The 20,934-nt window shown below is 68.1% G+C and carries 24 protein-coding genes and 3 tRNA genes; 21 read left to right on the top strand and 6 right to left on the bottom strand.

The genetic code is table 11. The features are described from left to right. Positions 1-51 precede the first annotated feature (51 nt). From ACFQO7_RS09235 to ACFQO7_RS09215, 5 genes are all read left to right on the top strand, one after another. Complete coding sequence (locus ACFQO7_RS09235) at positions 52-999, top strand: IS5 family transposase (RefSeq protein WP_376805988.1); 948 nt, start codon at positions 52-54, stop codon at positions 997-999. An 804-nt stretch (positions 1,000-1,803) separates the two neighbouring features. Further along, complete coding sequence (locus ACFQO7_RS09230) at positions 1,804-2,142, top strand: hypothetical protein (protein ID WP_376805987.1); 339 nt, start codon at positions 1,804-1,806, stop codon at positions 2,140-2,142. A 184-nt stretch (positions 2,143-2,326) separates the two neighbouring features. Continuing rightward, positions 2,327-2,602, top strand: coding sequence for a hypothetical protein (locus tag ACFQO7_RS09225; RefSeq protein ID WP_376805986.1), 276 nt, complete (start codon positions 2,327-2,329; stop codon positions 2,600-2,602). A 238-nt stretch (positions 2,603-2,840) separates the two neighbouring features. Further along, on the top strand, positions 2,841-3,335 hold the full coding sequence (locus tag ACFQO7_RS09220; protein WP_376805985.1) for a hypothetical protein: 495 nt from the start codon (positions 2,841-2,843) through the stop codon (positions 3,333-3,335). Between the two features lie 103 nt (positions 3,336-3,438). Next, entirely contained in the window at positions 3,439-4,791 is a 1,353-nt protein-coding gene (locus ACFQO7_RS09215; protein ID WP_376805984.1) for an MFS transporter, read from the top strand. 28 nt (positions 4,792-4,819) lie between these two features. Here the strand turns inward: ACFQO7_RS09215 and ACFQO7_RS09210 are convergent, their stop codons facing one another. The 3 genes from ACFQO7_RS09210 to ACFQO7_RS09200 form a co-directional block, all read right to left on the bottom strand. Next, positions 4,820-4,951, bottom strand: coding sequence for a hypothetical protein (locus ACFQO7_RS09210; protein WP_376805983.1), 132 nt, complete (start codon positions 4,949-4,951; stop codon positions 4,820-4,822). 114 nt (positions 4,952-5,065) lie between these two features. Next, the gene (locus ACFQO7_RS09205) at positions 5,066-5,224 is read right to left on the bottom strand and encodes a hypothetical protein (RefSeq protein ID WP_376805982.1); all 159 of its coding nucleotides are present in this window, start codon (positions 5,222-5,224) and stop codon (positions 5,066-5,068) included. Further along, complete coding sequence (locus ACFQO7_RS09200) at positions 5,221-5,775, bottom strand: GNAT family N-acetyltransferase (protein WP_376805981.1); 555 nt, start codon at positions 5,773-5,775, stop codon at positions 5,221-5,223. Before ACFQO7_RS09200 ends, ACFQO7_RS09205 begins: the two co-directional genes overlap by 4 nt. A 76-nt stretch (positions 5,776-5,851) precedes the next feature. Between ACFQO7_RS09200 and ACFQO7_RS09195 the strand changes: the two genes are divergently transcribed. Further along, positions 5,852-6,439: a TetR/AcrR family transcriptional regulator gene (locus ACFQO7_RS09195; protein WP_376805980.1), complete on the top strand. Its 588-nt coding sequence runs from the start codon at positions 5,852-5,854 to the stop codon at positions 6,437-6,439. Between the two features lie 41 nt (positions 6,440-6,480). Here ACFQO7_RS09195 and ACFQO7_RS09190 read toward each other — a convergent pair whose 3' ends face one another. Continuing rightward, the gene (locus tag ACFQO7_RS09190) at positions 6,481-6,702 is read right to left on the bottom strand and encodes a hypothetical protein (protein ID WP_203692245.1); all 222 of its coding nucleotides are present in this window, start codon (positions 6,700-6,702) and stop codon (positions 6,481-6,483) included. Between the two features lie 273 nt (positions 6,703-6,975). On the opposite strand from ACFQO7_RS09190, the gene ACFQO7_RS09185 reads away from it, so the two are divergent. From ACFQO7_RS09185 to rplA, 12 genes are all read left to right on the top strand, one after another. Next, positions 6,976-7,191 (top strand): hypothetical protein, encoded by a 216-nt coding sequence (locus ACFQO7_RS09185; RefSeq protein ID WP_376805979.1) that lies wholly within the window; start codon positions 6,976-6,978, stop codon positions 7,189-7,191. Between the two features lie 51 nt (positions 7,192-7,242). Next, a complete protein-coding gene (locus ACFQO7_RS09180) occupies positions 7,243-9,771 on the top strand; it encodes a putative bifunctional diguanylate cyclase/phosphodiesterase (protein WP_360536114.1) in 2,529 nt (842 codons plus the stop codon). A 106-nt stretch (positions 9,772-9,877) separates the two neighbouring features. Further along, positions 9,878-9,950: transfer RNA gene (locus ACFQO7_RS09175), tRNA-Thr, on the top strand. A 40-nt stretch (positions 9,951-9,990) separates the two neighbouring features. Beyond that, a tRNA-Met gene (locus ACFQO7_RS09170) sits at positions 9,991-10,063 on the top strand. Positions 10,064-10,239: 176 nt separating this feature from the next. Next, complete coding sequence (gene rpmG / locus ACFQO7_RS09165; RefSeq protein WP_018347744.1) at positions 10,240-10,407, top strand: 50S ribosomal protein L33; 168 nt, start codon at positions 10,240-10,242, stop codon at positions 10,405-10,407. A gap of 74 nt (positions 10,408-10,481) precedes the next feature. Then, positions 10,482-10,931, top strand: a complete 450-nt coding sequence (locus tag ACFQO7_RS09160; protein ID WP_155374068.1) for a MaoC family dehydratase N-terminal domain-containing protein — start codon at positions 10,482-10,484, stop codon at positions 10,929-10,931. 1 nt (position 10,932) lies between these two features. Continuing rightward, positions 10,933-11,340 (top strand): MaoC family dehydratase, encoded by a 408-nt coding sequence (locus ACFQO7_RS09155; protein ID WP_360536117.1) that lies wholly within the window; start codon positions 10,933-10,935, stop codon positions 11,338-11,340. A gap of 151 nt (positions 11,341-11,491) precedes the next feature. Then, positions 11,492-11,564, top strand: a tRNA-Trp gene (locus ACFQO7_RS09150). A gap of 227 nt (positions 11,565-11,791) precedes the next feature. Then, the gene (gene secE, locus ACFQO7_RS09145) at positions 11,792-12,184 is read left to right on the top strand and encodes a preprotein translocase subunit SecE (protein ID WP_360536119.1); all 393 of its coding nucleotides are present in this window, start codon (positions 11,792-11,794) and stop codon (positions 12,182-12,184) included. A gap of 26 nt (positions 12,185-12,210) precedes the next feature. After that, a complete protein-coding gene (nusG, locus tag ACFQO7_RS09140) occupies positions 12,211-12,915 on the top strand; it encodes a transcription termination/antitermination protein NusG (RefSeq protein WP_203692260.1) in 705 nt (234 codons plus the stop codon). 241 nt (positions 12,916-13,156) lie between these two features. Next, the gene (gene rplK / locus ACFQO7_RS09135; protein WP_120317156.1) at positions 13,157-13,588 is read left to right on the top strand and encodes a 50S ribosomal protein L11; all 432 of its coding nucleotides are present in this window, start codon (positions 13,157-13,159) and stop codon (positions 13,586-13,588) included. 89 nt (positions 13,589-13,677) lie between these two features. Further along, entirely contained in the window at positions 13,678-14,391 is a 714-nt protein-coding gene (gene rplA, locus ACFQO7_RS09130; protein ID WP_360536121.1) for a 50S ribosomal protein L1, read from the top strand. A gap of 114 nt (positions 14,392-14,505) precedes the next feature. Here the strand turns inward: rplA and ACFQO7_RS09125 are convergent, their stop codons facing one another. Then, positions 14,506-14,883 (bottom strand): GntR family transcriptional regulator, encoded by a 378-nt coding sequence (locus ACFQO7_RS09125; RefSeq protein ID WP_376805978.1) that lies wholly within the window; start codon positions 14,881-14,883, stop codon positions 14,506-14,508. After that, on the bottom strand, positions 14,880-15,614 hold the full coding sequence (locus ACFQO7_RS09120) for a hypothetical protein (protein WP_376805977.1): 735 nt from the start codon (positions 15,612-15,614) through the stop codon (positions 14,880-14,882). The genes ACFQO7_RS09125 and ACFQO7_RS09120 overlap by 4 nt, the downstream gene beginning before the upstream one ends. Positions 15,615-15,989: 375 nt before the next feature. Between ACFQO7_RS09120 and rplJ the strand changes: the two genes are divergently transcribed. The 3 genes from rplJ (at position 15,990) to rpoB (ending at position 20,867) form a co-directional block, all read left to right on the top strand. Further along, a complete protein-coding gene (gene rplJ / locus ACFQO7_RS09115; RefSeq protein ID WP_360536127.1) occupies positions 15,990-16,526 on the top strand; it encodes a 50S ribosomal protein L10 in 537 nt (178 codons plus the stop codon). A gap of 79 nt (positions 16,527-16,605) precedes the next feature. After that, complete coding sequence (gene rplL, locus ACFQO7_RS09110; protein WP_376805976.1) at positions 16,606-16,989, top strand: 50S ribosomal protein L7/L12; 384 nt, start codon at positions 16,606-16,608, stop codon at positions 16,987-16,989. A gap of 446 nt (positions 16,990-17,435) precedes the next feature. Next, entirely contained in the window at positions 17,436-20,867 is a 3,432-nt protein-coding gene (gene rpoB, locus ACFQO7_RS09105; protein WP_120317150.1) for a DNA-directed RNA polymerase subunit beta, read from the top strand. Positions 20,868-20,934 lie beyond the last annotated feature (67 nt).

Here is a 20,934-nt window from a genome sequence, read left to right as displayed (position 1 = left end):
GAGGCTGTCGGGTAACCGAGTGGTGACGTGAGGTTGCTTCGGTACACGCCGATGTTTGGTGCTCGACAAACGGAACGTCCCCGCCATGATCACGAAGTTGTGCGCAACGTTGACCTTGGCGGGGACGCCCGCAGAGCCTATCCGTCCAGCCTCACCGACGCGATGTGGGCTGTCCTCGAACCCTTGATGCCCGTGCGGGACCGCAGCCGCGGCGGCCGTCCGCGCAGGTGGGACGACCGGCTGATCCTCGACTCGATCCTGTTCGTGCTGCGCGGCGGCTGCCCCTGGCGGATGATCCCCCACGACCTGGCCCCGGCCGACGCCGCACACCGCTGGTTCACCGCCTGGCGCAAAGACGGCACCTGGGACCGCATCCACGACGAGCTCCGCGGCCGGCTGCGCCAACGCGCCGGCCGTGACCGGCACCCCACCGCGGGGATCATGGACTCCCAGACCGTCAAAAGCAGCGAAGGCGGCCAGCAGATCGGCTACGACCCGGGCAAGAAGACCACCGGCCGCAAACGGCATCTGGTCGTGGACACCATGGGGCTGCTACTGGTAGTCGCGGTGACCTCCGCGTCGGTCAACGACCGCCCCGGCGGCCGGATGATCCTTGCCCGGCTGGCCGCCGCGTTCACCAGTGTGGCCCTGGTCTGGGCCGATGCCGGGTACGCCAACAGCCGCGACGCCACGATGGTGGGCTGGGCCCGATCCGCCCTCGGCCTGGTCCTGCAGATCGTGCGCCGCCGCGACGACATCAAAGGTTTCGAGGTCCTGCCCCGGCGCTGGGTCGTGGAACGGACCTTCGGCTGGCTGATACGCAACCGGCGCCTGGCCCGTGACTACGAACGCCTGACCGCCAACGCCGAAGCGATGATCAAACTAGCGATGATCAGGCTCATGACCCGCCGCCTCGCAGGTCACACAGTCCGCTGGAGCAACGCCACCGAACGAGAAGCCGCCCGACGCCTCAACGCCGAACGGCTTCTCAACACGTGATCACTCGGTTACCCGACAGTCTCTTAGAAAAAATCTTGAAGCGGCAGGTGCGGAGTGGCCCCGGGCTGTGCTTACCTGTGGCGACTGGCCGAGGGGATCCGGCTGATCCCCGAGCGTCGGGCCGGGGTTTGGGGCGGAGCCCCAAGGTCTTCGCCTTGAAGGCGGTAGGTCGCGCAAGTGTCAGCGGCGGGAGCTACGAGGAGTAGCCCGGCATGAGTACGACAAATTGATCATAAAAATCATCTATAAATGATCTCCACTCCTATGATCATCCTGTCGACAAAAGATCAAATCCTATCGCTGAGCGGGCTCCCAAGCCTGATCACCTCCGGCACTCTGACGCTTCACCTCGCCGACCAGCGGCGCGGCGATAGCCGGCACGATCGACGAACGCTCTGATCAAGCGCTGACCTGCGGCTACCCGTTTCGCCTGGTAGCGGTCGTGTTTCCCATCGAAGTGCAGGCGGTTGCTGATTGGCTGCCGGGCTGGGCGCGGGCCGAAGGCATGAGCGCCAGGCCCAGCGTCCCGAGCCCGGCGCGGCGCGGCAGCGCCGCCTTGACCTCGTAGGGAAAGTTTTCGACACGCACCGATGGCATTCGGGTGCCGGCAGGGAAGCGGCGTGATCGGGATGCGGTGGGAGATCGCATGGCTGAACCGTTGCGGCTGCTGGTCTCGACGGTCGGTGTTGCGTCCGGGTGGTGTCGGTGTGGGCTCGTAGGCTGGTGTCGTCTCGCACCGCTCAGCGTTCCCCCTCCTGCCTGTTGTGGCTGGCGCTGGGGACCCTTGGTTAGGAGAATGGACGGATGACGACCGCTCCCACTCAGCGCGTGGAACGCCTGGAGGCTGCCGCCTTCCGGGCTGATCGTGACATCGCTGCGGTCAATGACCAGCTTGAAGCGGTGAACGGCCGTCTGGACCTGCTGTCCGGCGCGGTCAGTGAGCTGTCTGGTGACGTGCGGGAGCTGCGCACGGACGTGACCGAGCTGCACGGCAAGGTCGATCGCATCGCGGTCAAGCTCGGCACCGTTGAGGACAAGCTCGGCGCTGTTGAAGGAAAGCTGGCCGGCGTCGAGACGACGATGGCATCTCAGGGCGCGCTGCTGGCCGCTATCGCGCAGAAGCTCGGTGTGGAGACGGCCTGACGGAGCGAGCTGTCGACCAACGCAGACGGGACCCCGAGGGGTCCCGTTTCTGCATGGTCCTCACACCTCGGCGTCGCTTCGCTGAGCTTCCAAGGTCCGTCGCGCCTGCGGCCACTCTTCAGCGGTCACGCTGAGCGTTCGATAAATTGCTCATAAATGGATCAGAGTGCATCCGGAGCCGGCAGTGAGCCTAAAAGATCGCCTCTCGGACTGGGTCGATGCCGATGGGGCTGCGTACAGTCTTGCTCTTGAGCTGGGCGTATTTGACCAAGGCATCCCCTTTGGGGAAGTGAAGTACCTGTTCTGGACGGTCAACCCGGTGGGAGACGGGCTCCATGCGGCGTTGCTTGTGCTTGTCGAGGCGGGTGTGCTGGAGATGCGTGACGATCACGCCTTCAGGTGGAGTCCGGGCTTCGCGGTGAAGGCGGTTCAGACGCTGCGGGAGTCTGCGGAAGGCTAGGCCGCGCTGCGGTCGGGCTGTCCGGTCGTCCGGTCGATGTCGATGAGCAGAACCCGGTGTCCACTCCCGGGGTGGGACCTCATGCAGAGGCTCGAATCCTGCTCGCGGTGCCTGCGCGGTGATCGGCGGAAAAGGCTATCTGTGCAGATCACGGTCAGTAGCGTGAGTACCGCACGCGCCGTGCCCGGTGCCGCGCGGCGCGCATCACATCGGACGGTCACCGAACGGTGAGCCGAACATGATCGTGATCGTGGATATGCCTGGGTGGAGAACCGCGTCTGTCCGTAACGGGTGGGCGGTGGAGCCGCTCAAGTTCGCGCGGTTCCCGAGCGGGACGCTGGACTCCGTCAGCCTCGTCGGCACCGCGCCGAATGCGGAGGAGGGCAAGGCCTACCTGTTCGATGTCCGGTACGCCAAGTCGGCACCGGCCGATGTCGTGGAGGCCATGGGTGGTGACCCGTGGACGGGCATCACTCGCGGAGCGTCGTACATCCAGCACGGGAATTTCCAGGTCGGGCACGTCTTCGGGCTGGACCAGGGCCGCAGCCTGAAGCTGGACGGGGCGAAGCAGGAGTTCAGAGTGCTCGCCCAGGAGGTACGCCCCGACGCGGAGTTCAAGGGGCGTAACCCGATGGCCATCTTGAGCGCGGCCCGGGATCGACGGAACTACGTCGGTGAAGCGTTATCGCCGGAGTCGGCACCACCACGCTGCACTGAGCAAGTGCTGCGATAGGTGCACGCCGGCATCGGCCGGCGCTGCCGATTCCGCTTTGGGATGTGGCGGCGACGGGTTAATTGGGGCGACAAGCGTCGTACCGTACCCAGACAATCCCCGCGTGACGCTCTCCGCCCTTCTCGGCCGTGCCCGCCCCCCGTCGCCCCTGGCGGGCCGCCTGTCCGTGCAGTCGCTGCTGTTCGCGCTCGGCGAGGGCACGTTCATGACCGGATCGGCGGTGTTCTTCACCAAGATCGTCGGACTGTCCGCCGCCCAGGTTGGTCTCGGCCTGACCCTCGCCGGCATCGCCGCCTTCCTCGCCGCGGTGCCGATGGGCAAGCTGGTCGACCGGTACGGGCCGAAGAAGATGTGGGCGGTCAGCGCTGCCGGGCAGGCGGCGATGTTCGCGGTCTGGCCGTTCATCACCGACTTTCAGGGCTACGTGCTCATGGCCGTCGGCATGGAGGTGATCGGCGCGCTCGGTGCCGCGGCGTACGGGGCGTACACGATCGACGTGCTGCCGCCGGACGAGCGGGTGAAGTCACGCGCCTACATGTACTCCGCGCTCAACCTCGGCTTCACCCTCGGCTCGGTGATGGGCGGTATCGCGCTCGCGTTCCAGTCCAACGCGGTGCTGCACGCGCTGCCCTGGTTCACCGCCGCGGTCTTCCTGGTCAACGCCGCTGCCGTCACCCGGCTGCCCAAGGCTTCGCACGACGAGCGCACCCCGGAGGACCGCAAGCTGCGCATCCCCGGCCCGGGTCCGCTGCGCAACCCGGGCTGGCTGCTCACCAACTTCTTCAGCGGGGTGTTCTGGACCAACCAGGTGCTGCTGAACGTCGTCATTCCGCTCTGGCTCGTAGAGCAGACCGACGCGCCGCGGGTGCTACTGGCCTTCCTGTTCGGCACCAACACCGTGATGTGCATCTTCCTGCCGATGGTCACCTCGCGCGGCGTCAAGGATCTGCCGACCGCCCTCAAGGCGATCCGGCTGTCGTCGACCTTCTTCGTGCTCTCCTGCCTGATCACGCTCGCGACGCACGACACCGTCGGCTGGGTGACGATCGCCCTGGTCTGGCTGGGCCACGTCACCGTGACGGGGGCCGAGCTCTACCTGTCGGCGGCGAGCTGGTCCTTCGAGGCCGAGCTGATGGACCCGCGCCAGCGCGGCGCCTATCAGGGCGCGGCCGAGCTGAGCGGCACCCTCGGCAAGGTGTGGGCGCCGGCGGCGTACACCTTCCTCGCGTTGAGCTGGGGTGCGGCCGGTTGGCTGGTGATCGCGGGCATCATCCTGCTCGCCACCGTCGCGATCCACCCGTCGACCCGGCTGGCCCGGCGGTTCCTGGAACGGCACGTGCCCGCGGACGCGCTGGCCGACGCCCGCGCCTCCGGTGGCGATGCCGACGAAGGCGCCGGTGCGCCGTCACCCGGTCCGGCCGACGTGTCGCCGCCGGAGCCGGTCGGCAGCCGCTAGGCGTGCTGCCGCTTGGTGGAACAGCCGGTCAGTCGGGGGTCTGGCCGGAGGGCCGCCGCCGGGCGAAGGTCCGGCCGCCGAGGTAGGCCAGGCCGACGACGAGCAGGGCGGCGGCGGCGAACAGGAACAGGATTTCAGGGACGCTGAAGTTCTCGAACACCCCGCGAGGATAGGGGTAAGGGGCCGAGCGTGCAGCCCCGGATCGGACGAACGTATGAGTTCGTCGATGCGTGCGTGCCACCCGGCCGTGGAAGCCGGGTCGGGACGGCCTCGATCAGGGGACCTGGCCTGCGGCGATGACTGCGGCGGTGGGCATCGCGAGTCGGCCGTCCGCGTCGGGATGGGCAGCCACGGTCCCGGGTGAGTTCAGCTCCTCGGCGACCAGTGGCACCTGCCGCAGGCGGCGCTCGTGTTCGTCGAAGGGTGTCGTCACCGGCGGCTGCTGTCCCGCCACTCGGCGGCGAGCAGCGAGTAGACCTGCGCGTCGTGCTTCACGCCCTGGTACGGGAAGGCTTCGCGCAGCACGCCGTCGAGGGTCATGCCCAACCGCTTTGCGCAGGCGATGCTGCGTGCGTTGCCGGGCACGGTGCGCCACTCGATGCGGTTGATGCCGCGCTCGTCGACCGCCCAAGCGATCATGCGCGTGGCGGCGCGGGTGATCAGGCCGCGTCCCTCGGCGTGCGGGGCGAGCCAGACGCCGATCTCGGCGGTGGAGAAGCGGACGTCGAACGTGCGGAAGAGGGTGCCGCCGACCAGTTCGCCGTCGAGCCAGATCCCGTAGATGCGGCCGCCGTCGCGGGCGGCCTCGTCGGCGTATCGCTGCAGCCAGGCCCGGGTCAGCGGCTCGTCGGTGAGGGCGACGGACCAGGGCAGCCAGGGCGCGAGATGGGCGCGGTGCCGCTCGATGAAGGCCGCGAACTGCTCGGCGTAGGCGGGTTCGAGGGCGCGCATCTCGGCGTTGTCGGTGAGGCGATGGGTCAGCACGGGGGCTCCAGTCTCGCGTACCAAACGTTTGTTATGTATTTTGGCGTAGCGTAGCCGATGGACCAGAGGAGTGGCGATGCCCGCACGCGGTGACCATGACGCTCGGCGTCGGGACGTGTCCCAGGCGGTGTGGGAGGTGCTCGCGGCGAAGGGCTTCGGCGGGCTGACCTTGCGCGCCGTCGCCGCGCAGCTGGGTGCTTCGACGGGGCTGCTCACACATTATTTCCCCAGCAAGAAGGCGCTGATGCGCCATGCGCTGGAGGTCGCGCACGAGCACGGGCAGCGACGCGAGCGCCCGGTGGCCGAGGGTGAAGGGCTGCCTGGCCTGCGTGCCGCACTGCTGCACGTGATGCCGTTGGACCCGGAGATCGCCGCGATGAACCGGGTGTGGGTGAGCTTCTGGGACGCCGCACTCGGGGACGACGAACTCGCTGCGGCTGAGCTGCGGCGATACGAACGCTGGCGGGGCATGCTGCGGCCGCACGTCGAGGCGGCCGTCCGCTTGGGGCAGTTGCCGGCCGACGCCGATCCCGACGACGTCGTGGCCGGCGCGGCCGGGTTCGCGCACGGGCTGGTGGTGCAGGCGCTCTTCGACCCGGCCCGGTTTCCGCCGCGGCGGCAGATCAAGCTGGTGGACGACTTCGTGGCACTGCTGGCCCGCTGACCGGCGGGGAGGGGCGCCTCGCGGTGGCGGCCCCGGCGCGGTCAGCGGTGCAGGTGCTCCAGGTTGCGCCATTCGCCCTGCGCGCACAGGCCGTCGGCGACCCGCCGGGCTTCCCGCTCGGTGGCGTACTCCCGCATCACGGAGCGCCCGTGCTGGCGGTGCTCGACCTCCCACGGCCCGGCCGGGTTGACGCGCAGGAACACGTCCTGGCGCCGGTAGCTGGCGGTGGTGCCGTTCCAGCGGTGCTCTACCAGTCGCATCATGGCGGTATCGTACACATGTTCGAACCGCGGTCAAAGACTGTTCGGGGCACGCCCGGGGACGTACAGTGTTGCTTCGCGCACCTGCCGTCGGGAGGGCTGGTTCGGCCGGATATTCGAATCACCACCGAACGGCTATTTATCCGCGTGTCGGCGGCGTGGCACGTCATCCGGACTTCCTCCGTGCCAGCGACTGTGGCACGATCCATGGCAGTCCCTTATCTTTTCTGCTGTCCTATGGAGTCGAAGATGCGCACACGCAGGCTTGGCCGTCTGATGAGCCGTGGAGCTGTTCTCCTCGCTCTCAGCGCGGCTGCTCTTGGCGTCGCGAACCCGGCTCTGGCGGACCGGGGGACGTCGGACAAGCCGGCCGAGCCGGCGGCGGAGCTGCTCAGCACCGACTGGGGAGTCGTCCAGCCAGTCCAGCCGGACACCGGCGAGCGAGACCTGGACGGCCCCATCGTCCGTACGGAGTCCACCGACTGGGGCTGACCGGGCAGGCCCCGTGGTCCCAGATCGGTCTGAGCGGAGCGGACAACGGCATTGGCTAGAGCTATCCGACGCGCCCAGCGTTCCGCGGAGCTCGCGTGGCTGATCACCGGGCCGCTCGTCCTGATCACCCTGGGGCTGACGGCGCTGGTGGTGAACCGGAGCGTCGCGCCGCCTGTGGGCGACTGGGACCTGGCGCTGATCTTCCTCGGGCTCTTCCTCGGCGCCGAGATGGCCGTGGTCCAGTTCGAGATCCGGCGTCATCATTTCGTCGTCACGCTGGCGGACATCCCGTTCGTGCTCGCGCTGGCCTATCTGCCACCAGTCACGCTGCTCGTGGTGCGAGTGCTGGTCTACGCGTTCGTCCAGTGGCGCCGCGGCACGGTGCCGGTCAAGGCCGCCTTCAACATCGCGCTCATGGCCGCGGGCACCGCCTGCGCGAACCTCGTCGTACTGAGCGGCGGCCCGATCGACCCGAGGGACCCGGGAACGTGGGCCGTGCTGGCCGTCGCCGTGCTGACCACGGACGCCGTGCAGGTCGCCGGCGTCGCGGGTGTCATCAGCCTGGTGCAGGGCCGTCTCGCGCCGCAGGAGCTGGCCTCCACGGCGGTGCCCGGCGCTGTCGTGGCCGTCGTCAACACCACCATCGGTCTGGCCGTGCTGGTGATCCTGCAGCAGGGCCCGGCGGCCTACCTGCTGCTCGCCGTGCTGGTCGCGTTCTTCTTCCTCATGTACCGCTCTTATGCGCGCTCCTCGAACCAGCACCGCACGCTGACCGAGATCTACGACCTCACCGGCGCCATCTCCGACACCCCGCACGACGGCACCCTGCCCGACGTCCTGCTGGGCCGGGTTCGGCGGCTGCTGCAGGCCGAGTACGCCACGCTGTGGCTGCCCGCCCAGGGCCGCCACCCCGAGGTGCTGCTCAGCGCGCGGGCCGACGACAAGGGTCTGCTCGACGTGGCGGGCACGCCGGAGTCCCTGCGAAAGCAGGCGGTCGAGACCGGGCAGACGGTCGCCGCGAGTGCCAAGCTCGGCGACGACCAGCTGCGGACGCAACTGCGCGAGCACGGCACCAAGGACGCCATCGTCGTGCCGCTGCGGGCCAGCTCGGCCGTCATCGGCACGCTCGAGGTGGCGGGCCGGCTCGGTGACAACCTGTCCTTCGACCCCAACGACGTCCGCCTGCTGGAGGCGATCGCCGCGCACGCCGCGGTGGCGGTGGAGAACAACCGCCTCGTCGACCGGCTGCGGTTCGACGCTTACCACGACGCGCTCACGGCGCTGCCCAACCGTCGGCGCATCAACCAGGCGCTGGAGGAGGCCGTGCGCGTCCGGGCGCCCGGCGAGGTCGTGGCGGTGCTGATGTTCGACGTCGACGGGCTGCGCGACGTCAACGACTCGCTCGGCCACGCCGCGGGCGACCAGCTGCTGGCCGAGGTCGCCACCCGGCTGCGCACGCTGTCGCCGCCCGCCGCGCTGGTGGGCCGGGTCGGCGGCGACGAGTTCGTGGTGACGCTGCGCCTGCCCAACGCCGAGGCGGCGCTGCAGCTGGCCGCGGAGCTGCGCGGCCAGCTGCAGGACCCGATGACCTTCGGCTCGCTGACCCTGGACGTCGACACGGCGGTCGGGCTCAGCCTGCACCCGGAGCACGGCTCCGACCCGGCGACGCTGCTGCAGCGCGCCGACGTGGCGACCCACTCGGCGAAGGCGCTGGCCGGCGGGGTGCAGCTGTTCGACCTGGCGCTGGAGTCGCGCTCGGTGCGCCGGCTCGGGCTGGCCGGGGACCTGCGCCGCGCCCTGGACAACGACGAGCTGGAGGTCTACTTCCAGCCCAAGGTCACGCTGCGCGACCGCCGCCTGGTCGGCGTCGAGTGCCTGGCCCGCTGGGAGCACCCGACCCACGGCGCGGTGCAGCCGGAGGACTTCGTCGCGGTGGCCGAGCACACCGGGCAGTTGGCCCGGCTCACCGAAGTGGTGCTGCGGGAGGGCCTGCGCCGGGCCCGCCAGTGGGTGGACGCCGGCCGGCCGCTGTCGGTGGCGGTGAACCTCTCGCCGCGCACGCTGGTCGACCCGGCGTTCCCGGACCGGGTGGACGAGCTGCTCCAGGAGTACGGCGTGTCACCCGACCGGCTGACCCTGGAGATCACCGAGGACGGCGTGGTGGACGGCGTCGACCGGCTGCTGCCGACCCTGCGCCGGCTCTACGACCTCGGCGTGCACCTGAGCGTGGACGACTTCGGCACCGGCTACTCGTCCCTGTCCTACCTGCGCCGCCTGCCGGTGCACGAGGTGAAGGTCGACCGCTCGTTCGTGCAGGGCATGGCCACCGACCCGGGTGACCTGGCCATCGTGCGGGCCGTGGTGGACATCTCGCGGCACTTCGGGCTGAGCGTGGTCGCCGAGGGCGTCGAGAGCGAGCTGACGCTGGAGCTGCTCGAGGAGATCGGCTGCGACATCGGCCAGGGCTTCCTGTTCAGCCGGCCGCTGCCGTACGAGCGGCTGGAGGCCTGGCTGGGCGCCCAGACCGACGCCGAACCGACCCCGCTGGGCGAGGTTCGCCGCCTGCGCGCGGTGGGCTGAGCCACACCGCGCCGCGCCGGGGGTAACCCGATTTCCGCGGCGGCTGGTTGTTGTGTACTCTTACCAAGGCGCGCGGCGAGGTGGGAAATCACCTGGCAACGAGCACGCCCCCTTAGCTCAGTCGGCAGAGCGTCTCCATGGTAAGGAGAAGGTCTACGGTTCGATTCCGTAAGGGGGCTCGACCGGACTCCCGGTGCATCCACCGGGAGTGCCCGCCACGGCGGTGTAGCTCAGATGGCAGAGCAAGCGGCTCATAATCGCTGTGTCGCCGGTTCAATTCCGGCCACCGCTACGCTGTGTTGAATCGCTGGCGCGTGTCGCCAGTCAACGCGAGATCGCAGATCGGTGAGATATTCCCTGGTCGCGGTGTGAGGGTCGCCATGGCGAGCCTTTTTGCATGTCTGGATGGGCGTCGTCTATCGTGGCATGCCGGTAACTCAAAGAAGCTTGTTCTAGAAAGGCACTCCCGTGGCCAAGGCGACTGACGTACGTCCAAAGATCACCATGGCGTGCGTGGACTGCAAGGAGCGGAACTACATCACCAAGAAGAACCGGCGTAACGACCCGGATCGGATTGAGCTGAAGAAGTTCTGCCCGCGCTGCGGCAAGCACACCGCGCACCGCGAGACCCGCTGACCTGACGGTCGAGCAGACGTTCCCAGCAGGGGGCGGCCCATCGGGCCGCCCCCTGCTGGCATAGGTTCACGGGTATGCCGTTGGACCAGTCATTCACCGGTCGGACCTATCCGCCGACCGAGCCCTACCAGGTGGGCCGCGAGAAGATCAGGGAGTTCGCCACCGCCATCGGCGCGGACGACGCCCTGTACCACGACGTGGAGGCCGCGCAGAAGGCCGGCTATCGCGACGTCGTGGCCCCGCCCACCTTCCCGATCATCCTGAGCTTCGCCGCCATGGAGCAGATCGTCACCGACCCGGAACTGGGCATGGACTACACCCGCGTGGTCCACGGCGACCAGCGTTTCTCGTACCGCCGCCCGATCGTCGCCGGGGACGAGCTGGTCGTCGTCAGCAGCATCGACGACATCACGCACCGCGGCGGGCACGACTTCCTGACCACCCGCGCGGAGCTGGCCACGCCGGCCGGCGAGCCCGTGGTGACCGTGGTGTGCAAGCTCGTCGTCCGAGGGCATGGTGAGTGAGATGGCGTACGAGAAGGGGCAGCAGCTGCCCCTGCAGACGTTCCGGGTGACTCGGGCCGACCTGGTCCGCTACGCGGGCGCGTCGGGCGACTTCAACCCGATCCACTGGAGCGAGCGCACCGCCGTCGGCGTGGGACTGCCCGGGGTGATCGCACACGGGATGTACACCATGGCGCTGGCGGGCCGGGCGGTCACCGGCTGGGTCGGTTCCGCCGACGCGGTGCTCGATATCGGGGTCAGGTTCACCCGTCCGGTGCCGGTGCCCGACACCGACGAAGGCACCGAGGTGGAGTTCACCGCGGTGATCAAGAGCGTGTCCGAGGACGATCTGGTGACCTTCGACCTCACCGCGACCTGCGCGGGCGAGAAGGTGTTGGCGCAGGCCAGGGTCGTGGTCAAGCAGATCTGAGGACGGCTCGATTGGGCGGCCGGCCGGTGCCGAGAGAAAATAGGGAGTGCCAGTTGGCCCACTCGCCTGTCTACCCGTACACTGGTCGGCCGTGGGGTTAGTGAACTCCGCCGGTGGTTTTCGGCCTCCGGCAGGGTGCTCTTTCCCGCACAGGGGTGTGGCGCAATTGGCAGCGCAGCGGTCTCCAAAACCGCAGGTTGCAGGTTCGAGTCCTGTCGCCCCTGCTGGCTCTGGCCTACCGGCCCGCGGTGGGCGATCATGGGAATCGGCCCACCGGTTGTCTTCCGCGACGACCTCGGCTGGTGGACCATGGTCGTATGGCCCGTATCGGCCCCACAGCGTGGGGGCGGGTCAGATGTGACAGGTGCTCCTCGTGCGACTGCGTCGGGCACACGGGATCGTGTTCCCTACACGGTTCCGACACCACCCCGCGAGATGGAAGTAGGGCGAAGTGGCCGAGAGCAACCGACGTGGCGAGGACGCCGCGGCCGAGCACGTTGACGACGTGTTCGACGACGCTGTCGACGACGACACCCAGGACGACGAGTCCGGCGTCTCCGGCGGTGGCACCGCGACCAAGTCTCGCAAGGTGACCGACGGCAAGGGCTCGCGCGCGGTCAAGAGCGCGGAGAAGGCCGAGAAGGTCGGCTTCTTCGGCCGTATCGGACGTTTTGTCCGTGAGATCGTCGCCGAGCTGCGTAAGGTCATCTGGCCGACGCGGAACGAGCTGCTGACGTACACCGCGGTGGTCCTGATCTTCGTGTCGTTCATGATGGCTGTCGTGACGCTGCTGGACCTCGCCTACGCCAAGGGCGTGCTGTTCGTCTTCGGCGACGCGAAGTAACACAAACTACGGAAGTGAGCGGCTACGTGCCTGAGTACGACGAGACGGCCCAGACGGAAGACACCGAGGTGACCTCCGCGGTCGCGGTGACCGACGAGCCCGCACTTGCGACGGCACCCGCTGAGGACGAGTTCGACCCCGCCGCCGAGCTGCGCCAGAAGCTGCGCTTCGCGCCCGGTGACTGGTATGTCGTGCATTCGTACGCCGGTTACGAGAACAAGGTCAAGACCAACCTCGAGACCCGGATCACGAGCCTCGACATGGAGGAGTTCATCTTCCAGGTCGAGGTCCCGACCCGCGAAGAGGTCGAGGTCAAGAACGGCAAGCGCACCCAGGTGCAGAGCAAGGTCTTCCCGGGCTACCTGCTGGTCCGCATGGACCTCACGCCCGAGTCGTACTCGTGTGTGCGCAACACCCCGGGTGTGACCGGCTTCGTGGGCGCGACGGACCGGGCCGACCGCCCGGCGCCGCTCAGCCTCGACGAGGTGCTGAAGTGGCTGCTGCCCGCGGTGGAGCAGCCCGGCGCCGGCCAGAAGAAGGCCAAGGCCGAGGTCCGGGTGCTGGACTTCGAGGTCGGCGACTCGGTCACCGTCACCGACGGCGCCTTCGCCTCGCTGCCGGCCACGATCTCCGAGATCAACGCCGACCAGCAGAAGCTCAAGGTGCTGGTGTCGATCTTCGGCCGGGAGACGCCGGTCGAGCTGAACTTCAACCAGGTCGCCAAGATCTAGTTGCGGATGTGACCGCGCGGCGGGTGCCCTTCGGGGCCCCGCCGCGCGGCGTTTTCGGCGCTCCGCAGGTCACCTCGGGTGCGATGGCCCACCTCGCCGGATAGGCGCCCGCGAGTATGCGCTAACCTAGAACGTCCGGCCTGTGCCGCGCGCTGACCGTGCGCGCGAACGCACCGGCCGGTCCGGTGTAAACCACCCTGATCCGCCGAACGGGCGGGTCGACAAGTCCCAGGAAGTAGACATGCCTCCGAAGAAGAAACTCGTCAAGACGTTCACGCTGCAGCTGAAGGCCGGCCAGGCCACCCCGGCTCCGCCGGTCGGTCCGGCGCTGGGCCAGCACGGCGTGAACATCATGGAGTTCTGCAAGGCGTACAACGCCCAGACCGAGTCGCAGCGCGGTGACATCGTCCCGGCACAGATCAGCGTTTACGAGGACCGCTCGTTCACGTTCGTGCTGAAGACGCCGCCGGCCGCCCGTCTCCTGATCAAGGCCGCCGGTGTCGCCAAGGGCTCCGGCGTGCCGCACACCACCAAGGTCGGTTCGGTGACGCGTGCCCAGGTGCGCGAGATCGCCGAGAAGAAGATGTCCGACCTGAACGCCAACGACCTGGACATGGCCGAGCGCATCATCGCCGGCACCGCCCGGTCGATGGGCATCACCGTCAAGGACTGAATGCCGCACGCGGCATCCGCCGCCTGACGGTCGAAGTTTCGTGGGAGGGCCCGGCGAGGGCTCGACACAACCACAGGAGATCTTGAGAAATGAAGCACGGCAAGAGCTACAACAAGTCCGCTGAGCAGGTCGACCGGGACAAGCTGTACACCCCGGTCGAGGCGATCAAGCTGGCGAAGGACACCACCAAGGTCAAGTTCGACGCCACGGTCGAGGTCGCGATGCGCCTCGGCGTCGACCCCCGCAAGGCGGACCAGATGGTCCGCGGCGTGGTCAACCTGCCGCACGGCACCGGTAAGACCGCCCGCGTGATCGTCTTCGCCTCCGGCGAGAAGGCCGCCGAGGCGACCGCCGCCGGCGCCGACGCCGTCGGGACCGATGAGCTGGTGGCCCGCATTCAGGAAGGCTGGCTGGACTTCGACGCCGCGATCGCGACGCCGGACCAGATGGCCAAGATCGGCCGGATCGCGCGAATCCTGGGCCCGCGCGGCCTGATGCCGAACCCGAAGACCGGCACGGTCACGATGGACATCGCCAAGGCGGTGTCGGACATCAAGGGCGGAAAGATCACCTTCCGCGTGGACAAGCACTCGAACCTGCACCTGATCATCGGCAAGGCGTCGTTCTCTGCGGAGCAGCTGGTCGACAACTACGCCGCGGTGCTCGAGGAGGTGCTGCGGTCCAAGCCGTCGGCGTCCAAGGGCAAGTACCTGAAGAAGGTCTTCGTGACCACCACGATGGGCCCTGGCATCCCGGTCGACCCCAACGTGACCCGCAACATCCAGGAGAACCCCGAGGCCTGATCCGCCTCGCCACTCCACTCCGAAAGCGCCGCCCGCACCTGCGGGCGGCGCTTTCCGCTTCCTCCCGAAGGAAGGGCACCTTCTTGTCGGCATACGTAGAGCAAGGTGCCCTTCTTAACGCTGCCCTGGCCAGGCGGCGCGGATCGCGTCGAGCGCCTCGTCGAGGTCCGCGCCGAGGGTGAGGGCGGCGGTGGTGTACCCGTGCGCGGCCTGCGCCAGCGGCCCCCGTCGGTCCGCCGGCGGTTCAGGGATGCGCGCGGCGACCACCGTGCCCGCCGCCCGCCGGGTGGTGACCAGCCCGGCCGACTCCAGCTCCTGGTAGGCGCGAGCGACCGTGCCGGTGGCCAGGCCCAGGTCTGCGGCGAGCTGCCGGATCGGCGGCAGGCGGTGGCCCGCTGCCAGCAGCCCGCCGTTGATCAGCGCCTCGACCTGAGCCCGGATCTGTTCATAGGGCGGCACGGGGCCGGGCCGGACGGTGATCGTGGGGATCACGCCACGGCCTCGGCCGGCTCCCGCCGCGTGCCGACGCTCACGACACCCGCTGGACCCGGGGCGATCAGCAGGTGCAGGTAGTGCGCGAACACCAGGAACGCGGACAGTGCCAGGGCGGACAGGACGAACATCCACCAGCCCCAACCGCCGAGGAAGATCACCCAGTGGTACTGGCTGAAGCAGAACATCCCACCGGCCAGGGTGCCGGAGAGCAGCACCCCGGTGGTGCCGAGGACCAGCCGGGACGCCCGCCGCCGCCACGCCTCGTCGGCGGCCAGGTGTTGCGGGTCCAGCCCGGCATGCCCGGCCTCGGCGATGCGGCGCAGCAGCTGCCGTGCCAGCAGCCACCAGCCGGCGAGGATCACGGCGGTGGGTGTCAGCCGCAGCACGGCACCGCCGGTGTCGTAATCCCCGGACCAGGTGACCTCACTCGTCCCCATCCGCACGGCGATCACCGGCACCGTCACCAGCACCGCCACCCCCAGCCGGCGCAGCCGGGCCCGGGATCCGGGCGGCAGGTACGCGTCGACGTCGCGGGCCGTGAGTTGCGCCGTCGGCTGCCGCGACCGGGACGGCCGGGGCGACATCAGCTCGCTGACCCCGACCCCGGCCAGCACGAACACCGCGAACAAGGGCACGGCGAGCGGGATCAGGGAGCTGTTGGCCACCGTCAGGCCCAGTGACCCACCCAGGACCACCCCGGCCGACCGTACGTAGGCGGCTCCGTTCATCTTCGACCTCCCCGTTGTATCAGACAACTGATACAAAGTGAACGCCATCACTGCGTCTTGTGTCAATCAATTGATACAAGACAGCTCACACCACCCCCGATTTGGCCGCCGGTGCCAGGTCACGTATCGTTACCGGCAACAGTTCCACCCAAAGACCGCTGGTCATCGGATCCGGAGTCATCCGGAGACGATCGAAGGCCCCGTCGCTCGGCAACGAGCGGACCCACGGGCGGCCCGCGCAGGGAAGAACGGTGAGCCTGGCGGCCCTGTGCCGTGCGAAGCCCCGTGCGCCCTGCGCCGGGGCGTTTTGTTTGTCCGCTTCTGTCGAACGCCGGGTCCCGTGAGACCAGCCTGGAGTACGAGAGAGGAGGGGACATGGCGGACAAGATCCGTGCCGACAAGGCCGGCAGTGTTGCGGAGCTCACCGAGCGCTTCCGCGAGTCGAACGCCACGGTGCTCACCGAGTACCGCGGCCTGACCGTGAAGCAGCTGACCGAGCTGCGTCGTTCGCTGGGCGGTGCCGAGTACACCGTTGCCAAGAACACGCTTGCCAAGCGCGCCGCGACCGACGCCGGTCTGACCGGTCTCGACGCTCTGTTCACCGGTCCTACCGCGCTCGCCTTCGTCTCCGGCGATGTCGTCGAGGCGGCGAAGGGCCTGAAGGAGTTCGCGAAGGCGAACCCGCTGCTCGTCATCAAGGGCGGCGTCTTCGAGGGCAAGGCGATCTCGGCGGCTGACGTCGCCAAGCTCGCCGACCTCGAGTCCCGCGAGGTGCTGCTGGCCAAGCTGGCCGGCGCGATGAAGGCAAGCATGGGCAACGCCGCGGCGCTGTTCCAGGCCCCGCTGGCGCAGGCCGTTCGCACGGTTGCTGCCCTGCAGGACAAGCGCGAGAAGGAGGGCGCCGACGCCTGACGGCGTCGACGTCATCCGAACCATCCAGCTCGCGGCGCCCTGCCGCGGCATGTAGACCCGTTACGAAAGGACGCCTGACATGGCGAAGCTGAGCAGCACCGAGCTCCTCGAGGCCTTCAAGGAGATGACCCTGATCGAGCTCTCCGAGTTCGTGAAGGAGTTCGAGACCACGTTCGACGTCAAGGCCGCCGCGCCGATGATGGCCGCCGGTCCGGCCGGCCCGGCCACCGCTGCCCCGGTCGAGGAGGAGAAGGACGAGTTCGACGTCGTCCTCGAGTCCGACGGTGGCAAGAAGATCCAGGTCATCAAGGTCGTGCGTGAGCTGACCGGCCTGGGCCTGAAGGAGGCCAAGGACGTGGTCGAGGCCGCGCCGAAGGCCATCATCGAGAAGGCCAACAAGGAGACCGCGGAGAAGGCCAAGGCCAAGCTCGAGGCCGAGGGCGCCAAGGTCACCCTCAAGTGATCTGAGGTCACGCAGAGGGCTTTACGCCAAGAGCGTGACCGCATCGAGGGGCGGGCATCCATTGGGTGCCCGCCCCTTGTTCATGCTGGGCAAACGCGTAGTGATGCGAAGTTGACGCAGTGTTGGACACTGGAACCCGTCGCCGGGTCTTGACGTGAACGGCGACGACAGGCAGTCTTTCTTCAGTACGACCTTCCGAGTACGTAGCGGGCGGGGTACAGAGCGTGGCGACACCGATCTGAAGGTGGTCTGGAGCACGTTCTGCGAAAGCCTGCCGTGGAGACTCGACACGGGTCGGTGGTTCTGCTACAGTGCTAGTTTGCGCTGCCCTTCGACTTTCCCCCTGCCCGGAATGCCGGACGTTTTCTGACGTCGGCTCTGGACCAGGGGTTGTCGGGTTGCTCGCGTAACGGCCGTTGCACCACCGGTCCTCGGAAGGACGTATCTTGGCAGCCTCCCGCCCTGCGAAGACCAGTCGATCGTCGAGCGCGTTCGCTCCCCGCCGGATCTCCTTCGGCAGGATCACCGAACACCTCGAAGTACCCAATCTGCTCGCTATCCAAACCGAGTCTTTTGACTGGCTTGTCGGCAATGAGTCCTGGCAGTCCCGTTCGTCGGCTCTCGCAGACGCCCGCTCGGGACTCGCGGAGATCCTCGAAGAGATCAGCCCGATCGAGGACTTCTCCGGCACCATGTCGCTCAGCTTCTCCGACCCGCGCTTCGACGAGGTCAAGGCCTCCATCGAGGAGTGCAAGGAGAAGGACCTCACCTACTGCGCGCCGCTGTTCGTGACCGCGGAGTTCACCAACAACTCGACTGGCGAGATCAAGAGCCAGACCGTGTTCATGGGTGACTTCCCGATGATGACGCCGAAGGGCACTTTCATCATCAACGGCACCGAGCGCATCGTCGTCAGCCAGCTTGTCCGCTCTCCTGGCGTGTACTTCTCCAAGGAGCCGGACAAGACCTCCGACCGCGACCTCTCCAGCGTCAAGGTCATCCCGAGCCGGGGTGCCTGGCTGGAGTTCGACATCGACAAGCGCGACACGGTCGGTGTGCGTATCGACCGCAAGCGTCGGCAGGCCGTCACGGTCCTGCTGAAGGCGATCGGTTGGACCAACGACCAGATCCGCGAGCGCTTCGCGTGGTCCGAGTTGCTGATGACCACCCTCGAGAAGGACCACATCGCCGGTCAGGACGAGGCCCTTCTCGACATCTACCGCAAGCTGCGCCCTGGCGAGCCGCCGACGCGCGAGAACGCCCAGACCCTGCTCGACAACCTCTTCTTCAACCCGAAGCGGTACGACGTCGCCAAGGTCGGTCGTTACAAGTTCAACAAGAAGCTCGAGCTCGAGATCCCGATCACGACGGGAACGCTGACCGAGGACGACATCGTCGCCACCGTGGAATACCTGGCCCGCCTGCACGCGGGCGAGGAGGGCTACGAGGCCGACGACATCGACCACTTCGGCAACCGTCGTCTGCGCACCGTCGGCGAGCTGATCCAGAACCAGGTTCGGGTCGGTCTCTCCCGCATGGAGCGCGTCGTGCGTGAGCGCATGACCACGCAGGACGTCGAGGCGATCACGCCGCAGACCCTGATCAACATCCGCCCCGTGGTGGCTGCGATCAAGGAGTTCTTCGGCACGTCGCAGCTGTCGCAGTTCATGGACCAGACCAACCCGCTCGCGGGTCTGACCCACCGTCGCCGCCTGTCGGCGCTCGGCCCGGGTGGTCTGTCGCGTGACCGCGCCGGCTTCGAGGTCCGTGACGTGCACCCGTCGCACTACGGCCGGATGTGCCCGATCGAGACGCCGGAAGGCCCGAACATCGGTCTGATCGGCGCGCTGTCGACGTTCGCGCGGGTCAACCCGTTCGGTTTCGTCGAGACGCCGTACCGCAAGGTTGTCGAGGGCCGGGTCACCGACCAGATCGACTACCTGACCGCGGACGAGGAAGACCGTTACATCAAGGCGCAGGCGAACGCCGTGCTGATGGGTGACGGCTCCTTCGCCGAGGACCGCGTCCTGGTCCGCCGTAAGGGCGGTGAGGTCGACTACGTGCCGCCGGCGCAGGTCGACTACATGGACGTGTCGCCGCGGCAGATGGTGTCCGTCGCGACCGCGATGATCCCGTTCCTCGAGCACGACGACGCCAACCGCGCGCTCATGGGCGCGAACATGCAGCGTCAGGCGGTGCCGCTGGTCAAGGCCGAGGCCCCGCTGGTCGGCACGGGTATGGAGTACCGTGCCGCGACCGACGCCGGCGACGTGGTCGTGGCCGAGGTCGGCGGCGTGGTCGAGGACCTGTGCGCGGACTACATCACCGTGCACCAGGACGACGGTTTCCGCCGTACCTACCTGCTGCACAAGTTCCGCCGGTCCAACTCGGGCTCGTGCGTGAACCAGAAGCCGGTGGTCCCGGAGGGCGCCCGCGTCGAGGCCGGTCAGGTCATCGCCGACGGCCCCTGCACCGACAACGGTGAGATGGCGCTCGGCCGCAACCTGCTGGTCGCCTTCATGCCGTGGGAGGGCCACAACTACGAGGACGCGATCATCCTGTCCCAGCGCCTGGTGCAGGAGGACGTGCTCACCTCGATCCACATCGAGGAGCACGAGGTCGACGCCCGCGACACCAAGCTGGGCCCGGAGGAGATCACCCGCGACATCCCGAACGTCAGCGAAGAGATGCTGGCGGACCTGGACGAGCGGGGCATCATCCGGATCGGCGCGGAGGTCGTGCCGGGCGACATCCTGGTCGGCAAGGTCACGCCCAAGGGCGAGACCGAGCTGACCCCGGAGGAGCGGCTGCTCCGCGCGATCTTCGGTGAGAAGGCGCGCGAGGTCCGCGACACCTCGCTGAAGGTGCCGCACGGCGAGACCGGCACGGTCATCGGTGTGCGCACGTTCTCCCGCGAGGACGGCGACGAGCTGCCCCCGGGCGTCAACGAGCTGGTCCGGGTGTACGTGGCCCAGAAGCGCAAGATCCAGGACGGTGACAAGCTCGCCGGCCGCCACGGCAACAAGGGTGTCATCTCCAAGATCCTTCCGGTCGAGGACATGCCGTTCCTCGAGGACGGCACCCCGGTCGACATCGTGCTCAACCCGCTGGGCGTGCCCGGTCGAATGAACATCGGCCAGGTTCTCGAGGTCCACCTGGGCTGGGTCGCGAAGACCGGCTGGAAGGTCTCGGGCGACGACGCCGAGTGGAAGAAGGCACTGCGCTCGATCGGCGCGCACGAGGCCGAGGCCAACACGAACGTTGCCACCCCGGTCTTCGACGGCGCGCACGACGACGAGATCGCCGGTCTGCTCGGCAGCACCCTGCCCAACCGCGACGGCACCCAGCTGATCGGCGAGTCGGGCAAGGCCAAGCTGTTCGACGGCCGCTCCGGCGAGCCGCTGCCGGACCCGATCTCGGTCGGCTACATGTACATCCTGAAGCTGAACCACCTGGTCGACGACAAGATCCACGCTCGGTCGACCGGCCCGTACTCGATGATCACGCAGCAGCCGCTGGGTGGTAAGGCGCAGTTCGGTGGCCAGCGGTTCGGCGAGATGGAGTGCTGGGCGATGCAGGCCTACGGCGCGGCTTACGCGCTGCAGGAGCTGCTGACCATCAAGTCCGACGACGTGCTGGGTCGCGTGAAGGTCTACGAGGCCATCGTCAAGGGCGAGAACATCCCCGAGCCGGGTATCCCCGAGTCGTTCAAGGTGCTGCTCAAGGAACTGCAGTCGCTGTGCCTGAACGTCGAGGTGCTGTCCAGCGACGGTGTGGCCCTGGAGATGCGCGAGACCGACGACGAGGTGTTCCGGGCGGCGGAGGAGCTCGGTATCGATCTGTCCCGGCGGGAGCCGAGCAGCGTCGAGGAAGTCTGATGTAAAGGCGTCCTCCGCGCGCTCCGGCGTGTGGAGGACGCCTCCGCCATCAACTGACACTGATGAA

It is taken from the genome of Catellatospora aurea (assembly GCF_042663325.1).
Lineage (GTDB): Bacteria > Actinomycetota > Actinomycetes > Mycobacteriales > Micromonosporaceae > Catellatospora > Catellatospora aurea.
This window is presented reverse-complemented; position numbering and strand designations above follow the sequence as displayed.

Bases quoted from the DNA above. Each gene is read 5' to 3' on its own strand.
- ACFQO7_RS09235 (WP_376805988.1), top strand. From the start codon at position 52: ATGTTTGGTGCTCGACAAACGGAACGTCCCCGCCATGATCACGAAGTT.
- ACFQO7_RS09230 (WP_376805987.1), top strand. From the start codon at position 1,804: ATGACGACCGCTCCCACTCAGCGCGTGGAACGCCTGGAGGCTGCCGCC.
- ACFQO7_RS09220 (WP_376805985.1), top strand. From the start codon at position 2,841: ATGATCGTGATCGTGGATATGCCTGGGTGGAGAACCGCGTCTGTCCGT.
- ACFQO7_RS09195 (WP_376805980.1), top strand. From the start codon at position 5,852: ATGCCCGCACGCGGTGACCATGACGCTCGGCGTCGGGACGTGTCCCAG.
- ACFQO7_RS09190 (WP_203692245.1), bottom strand. From the start codon at position 6,702: ATGATGCGACTGGTAGAGCACCGCTGGAACGGCACCACCGCCAGCTAC.
- ACFQO7_RS09185 (WP_376805979.1), top strand. From the start codon at position 6,976: ATGAGCCGTGGAGCTGTTCTCCTCGCTCTCAGCGCGGCTGCTCTTGGC.
- ACFQO7_RS09160 (WP_155374068.1), top strand. From the start codon at position 10,482: ATGCCGTTGGACCAGTCATTCACCGGTCGGACCTATCCGCCGACCGAG.
- ACFQO7_RS09155 (WP_360536117.1), top strand. From the start codon at position 10,933: ATGGCGTACGAGAAGGGGCAGCAGCTGCCCCTGCAGACGTTCCGGGTG.
- rplK (WP_120317156.1), top strand. From the start codon at position 13,157: ATGCCTCCGAAGAAGAAACTCGTCAAGACGTTCACGCTGCAGCTGAAG.
- rplA (WP_360536121.1), top strand. From the start codon at position 13,678: ATGAAGCACGGCAAGAGCTACAACAAGTCCGCTGAGCAGGTCGACCGG.
- ACFQO7_RS09120 (WP_376805977.1), bottom strand. From the start codon at position 15,614: ATGAACGGAGCCGCCTACGTACGGTCGGCCGGGGTGGTCCTGGGTGGG.
- rplJ (WP_360536127.1), top strand. From the start codon at position 15,990: ATGGCGGACAAGATCCGTGCCGACAAGGCCGGCAGTGTTGCGGAGCTC.
- rplL (WP_376805976.1), top strand. From the start codon at position 16,606: ATGGCGAAGCTGAGCAGCACCGAGCTCCTCGAGGCCTTCAAGGAGATG.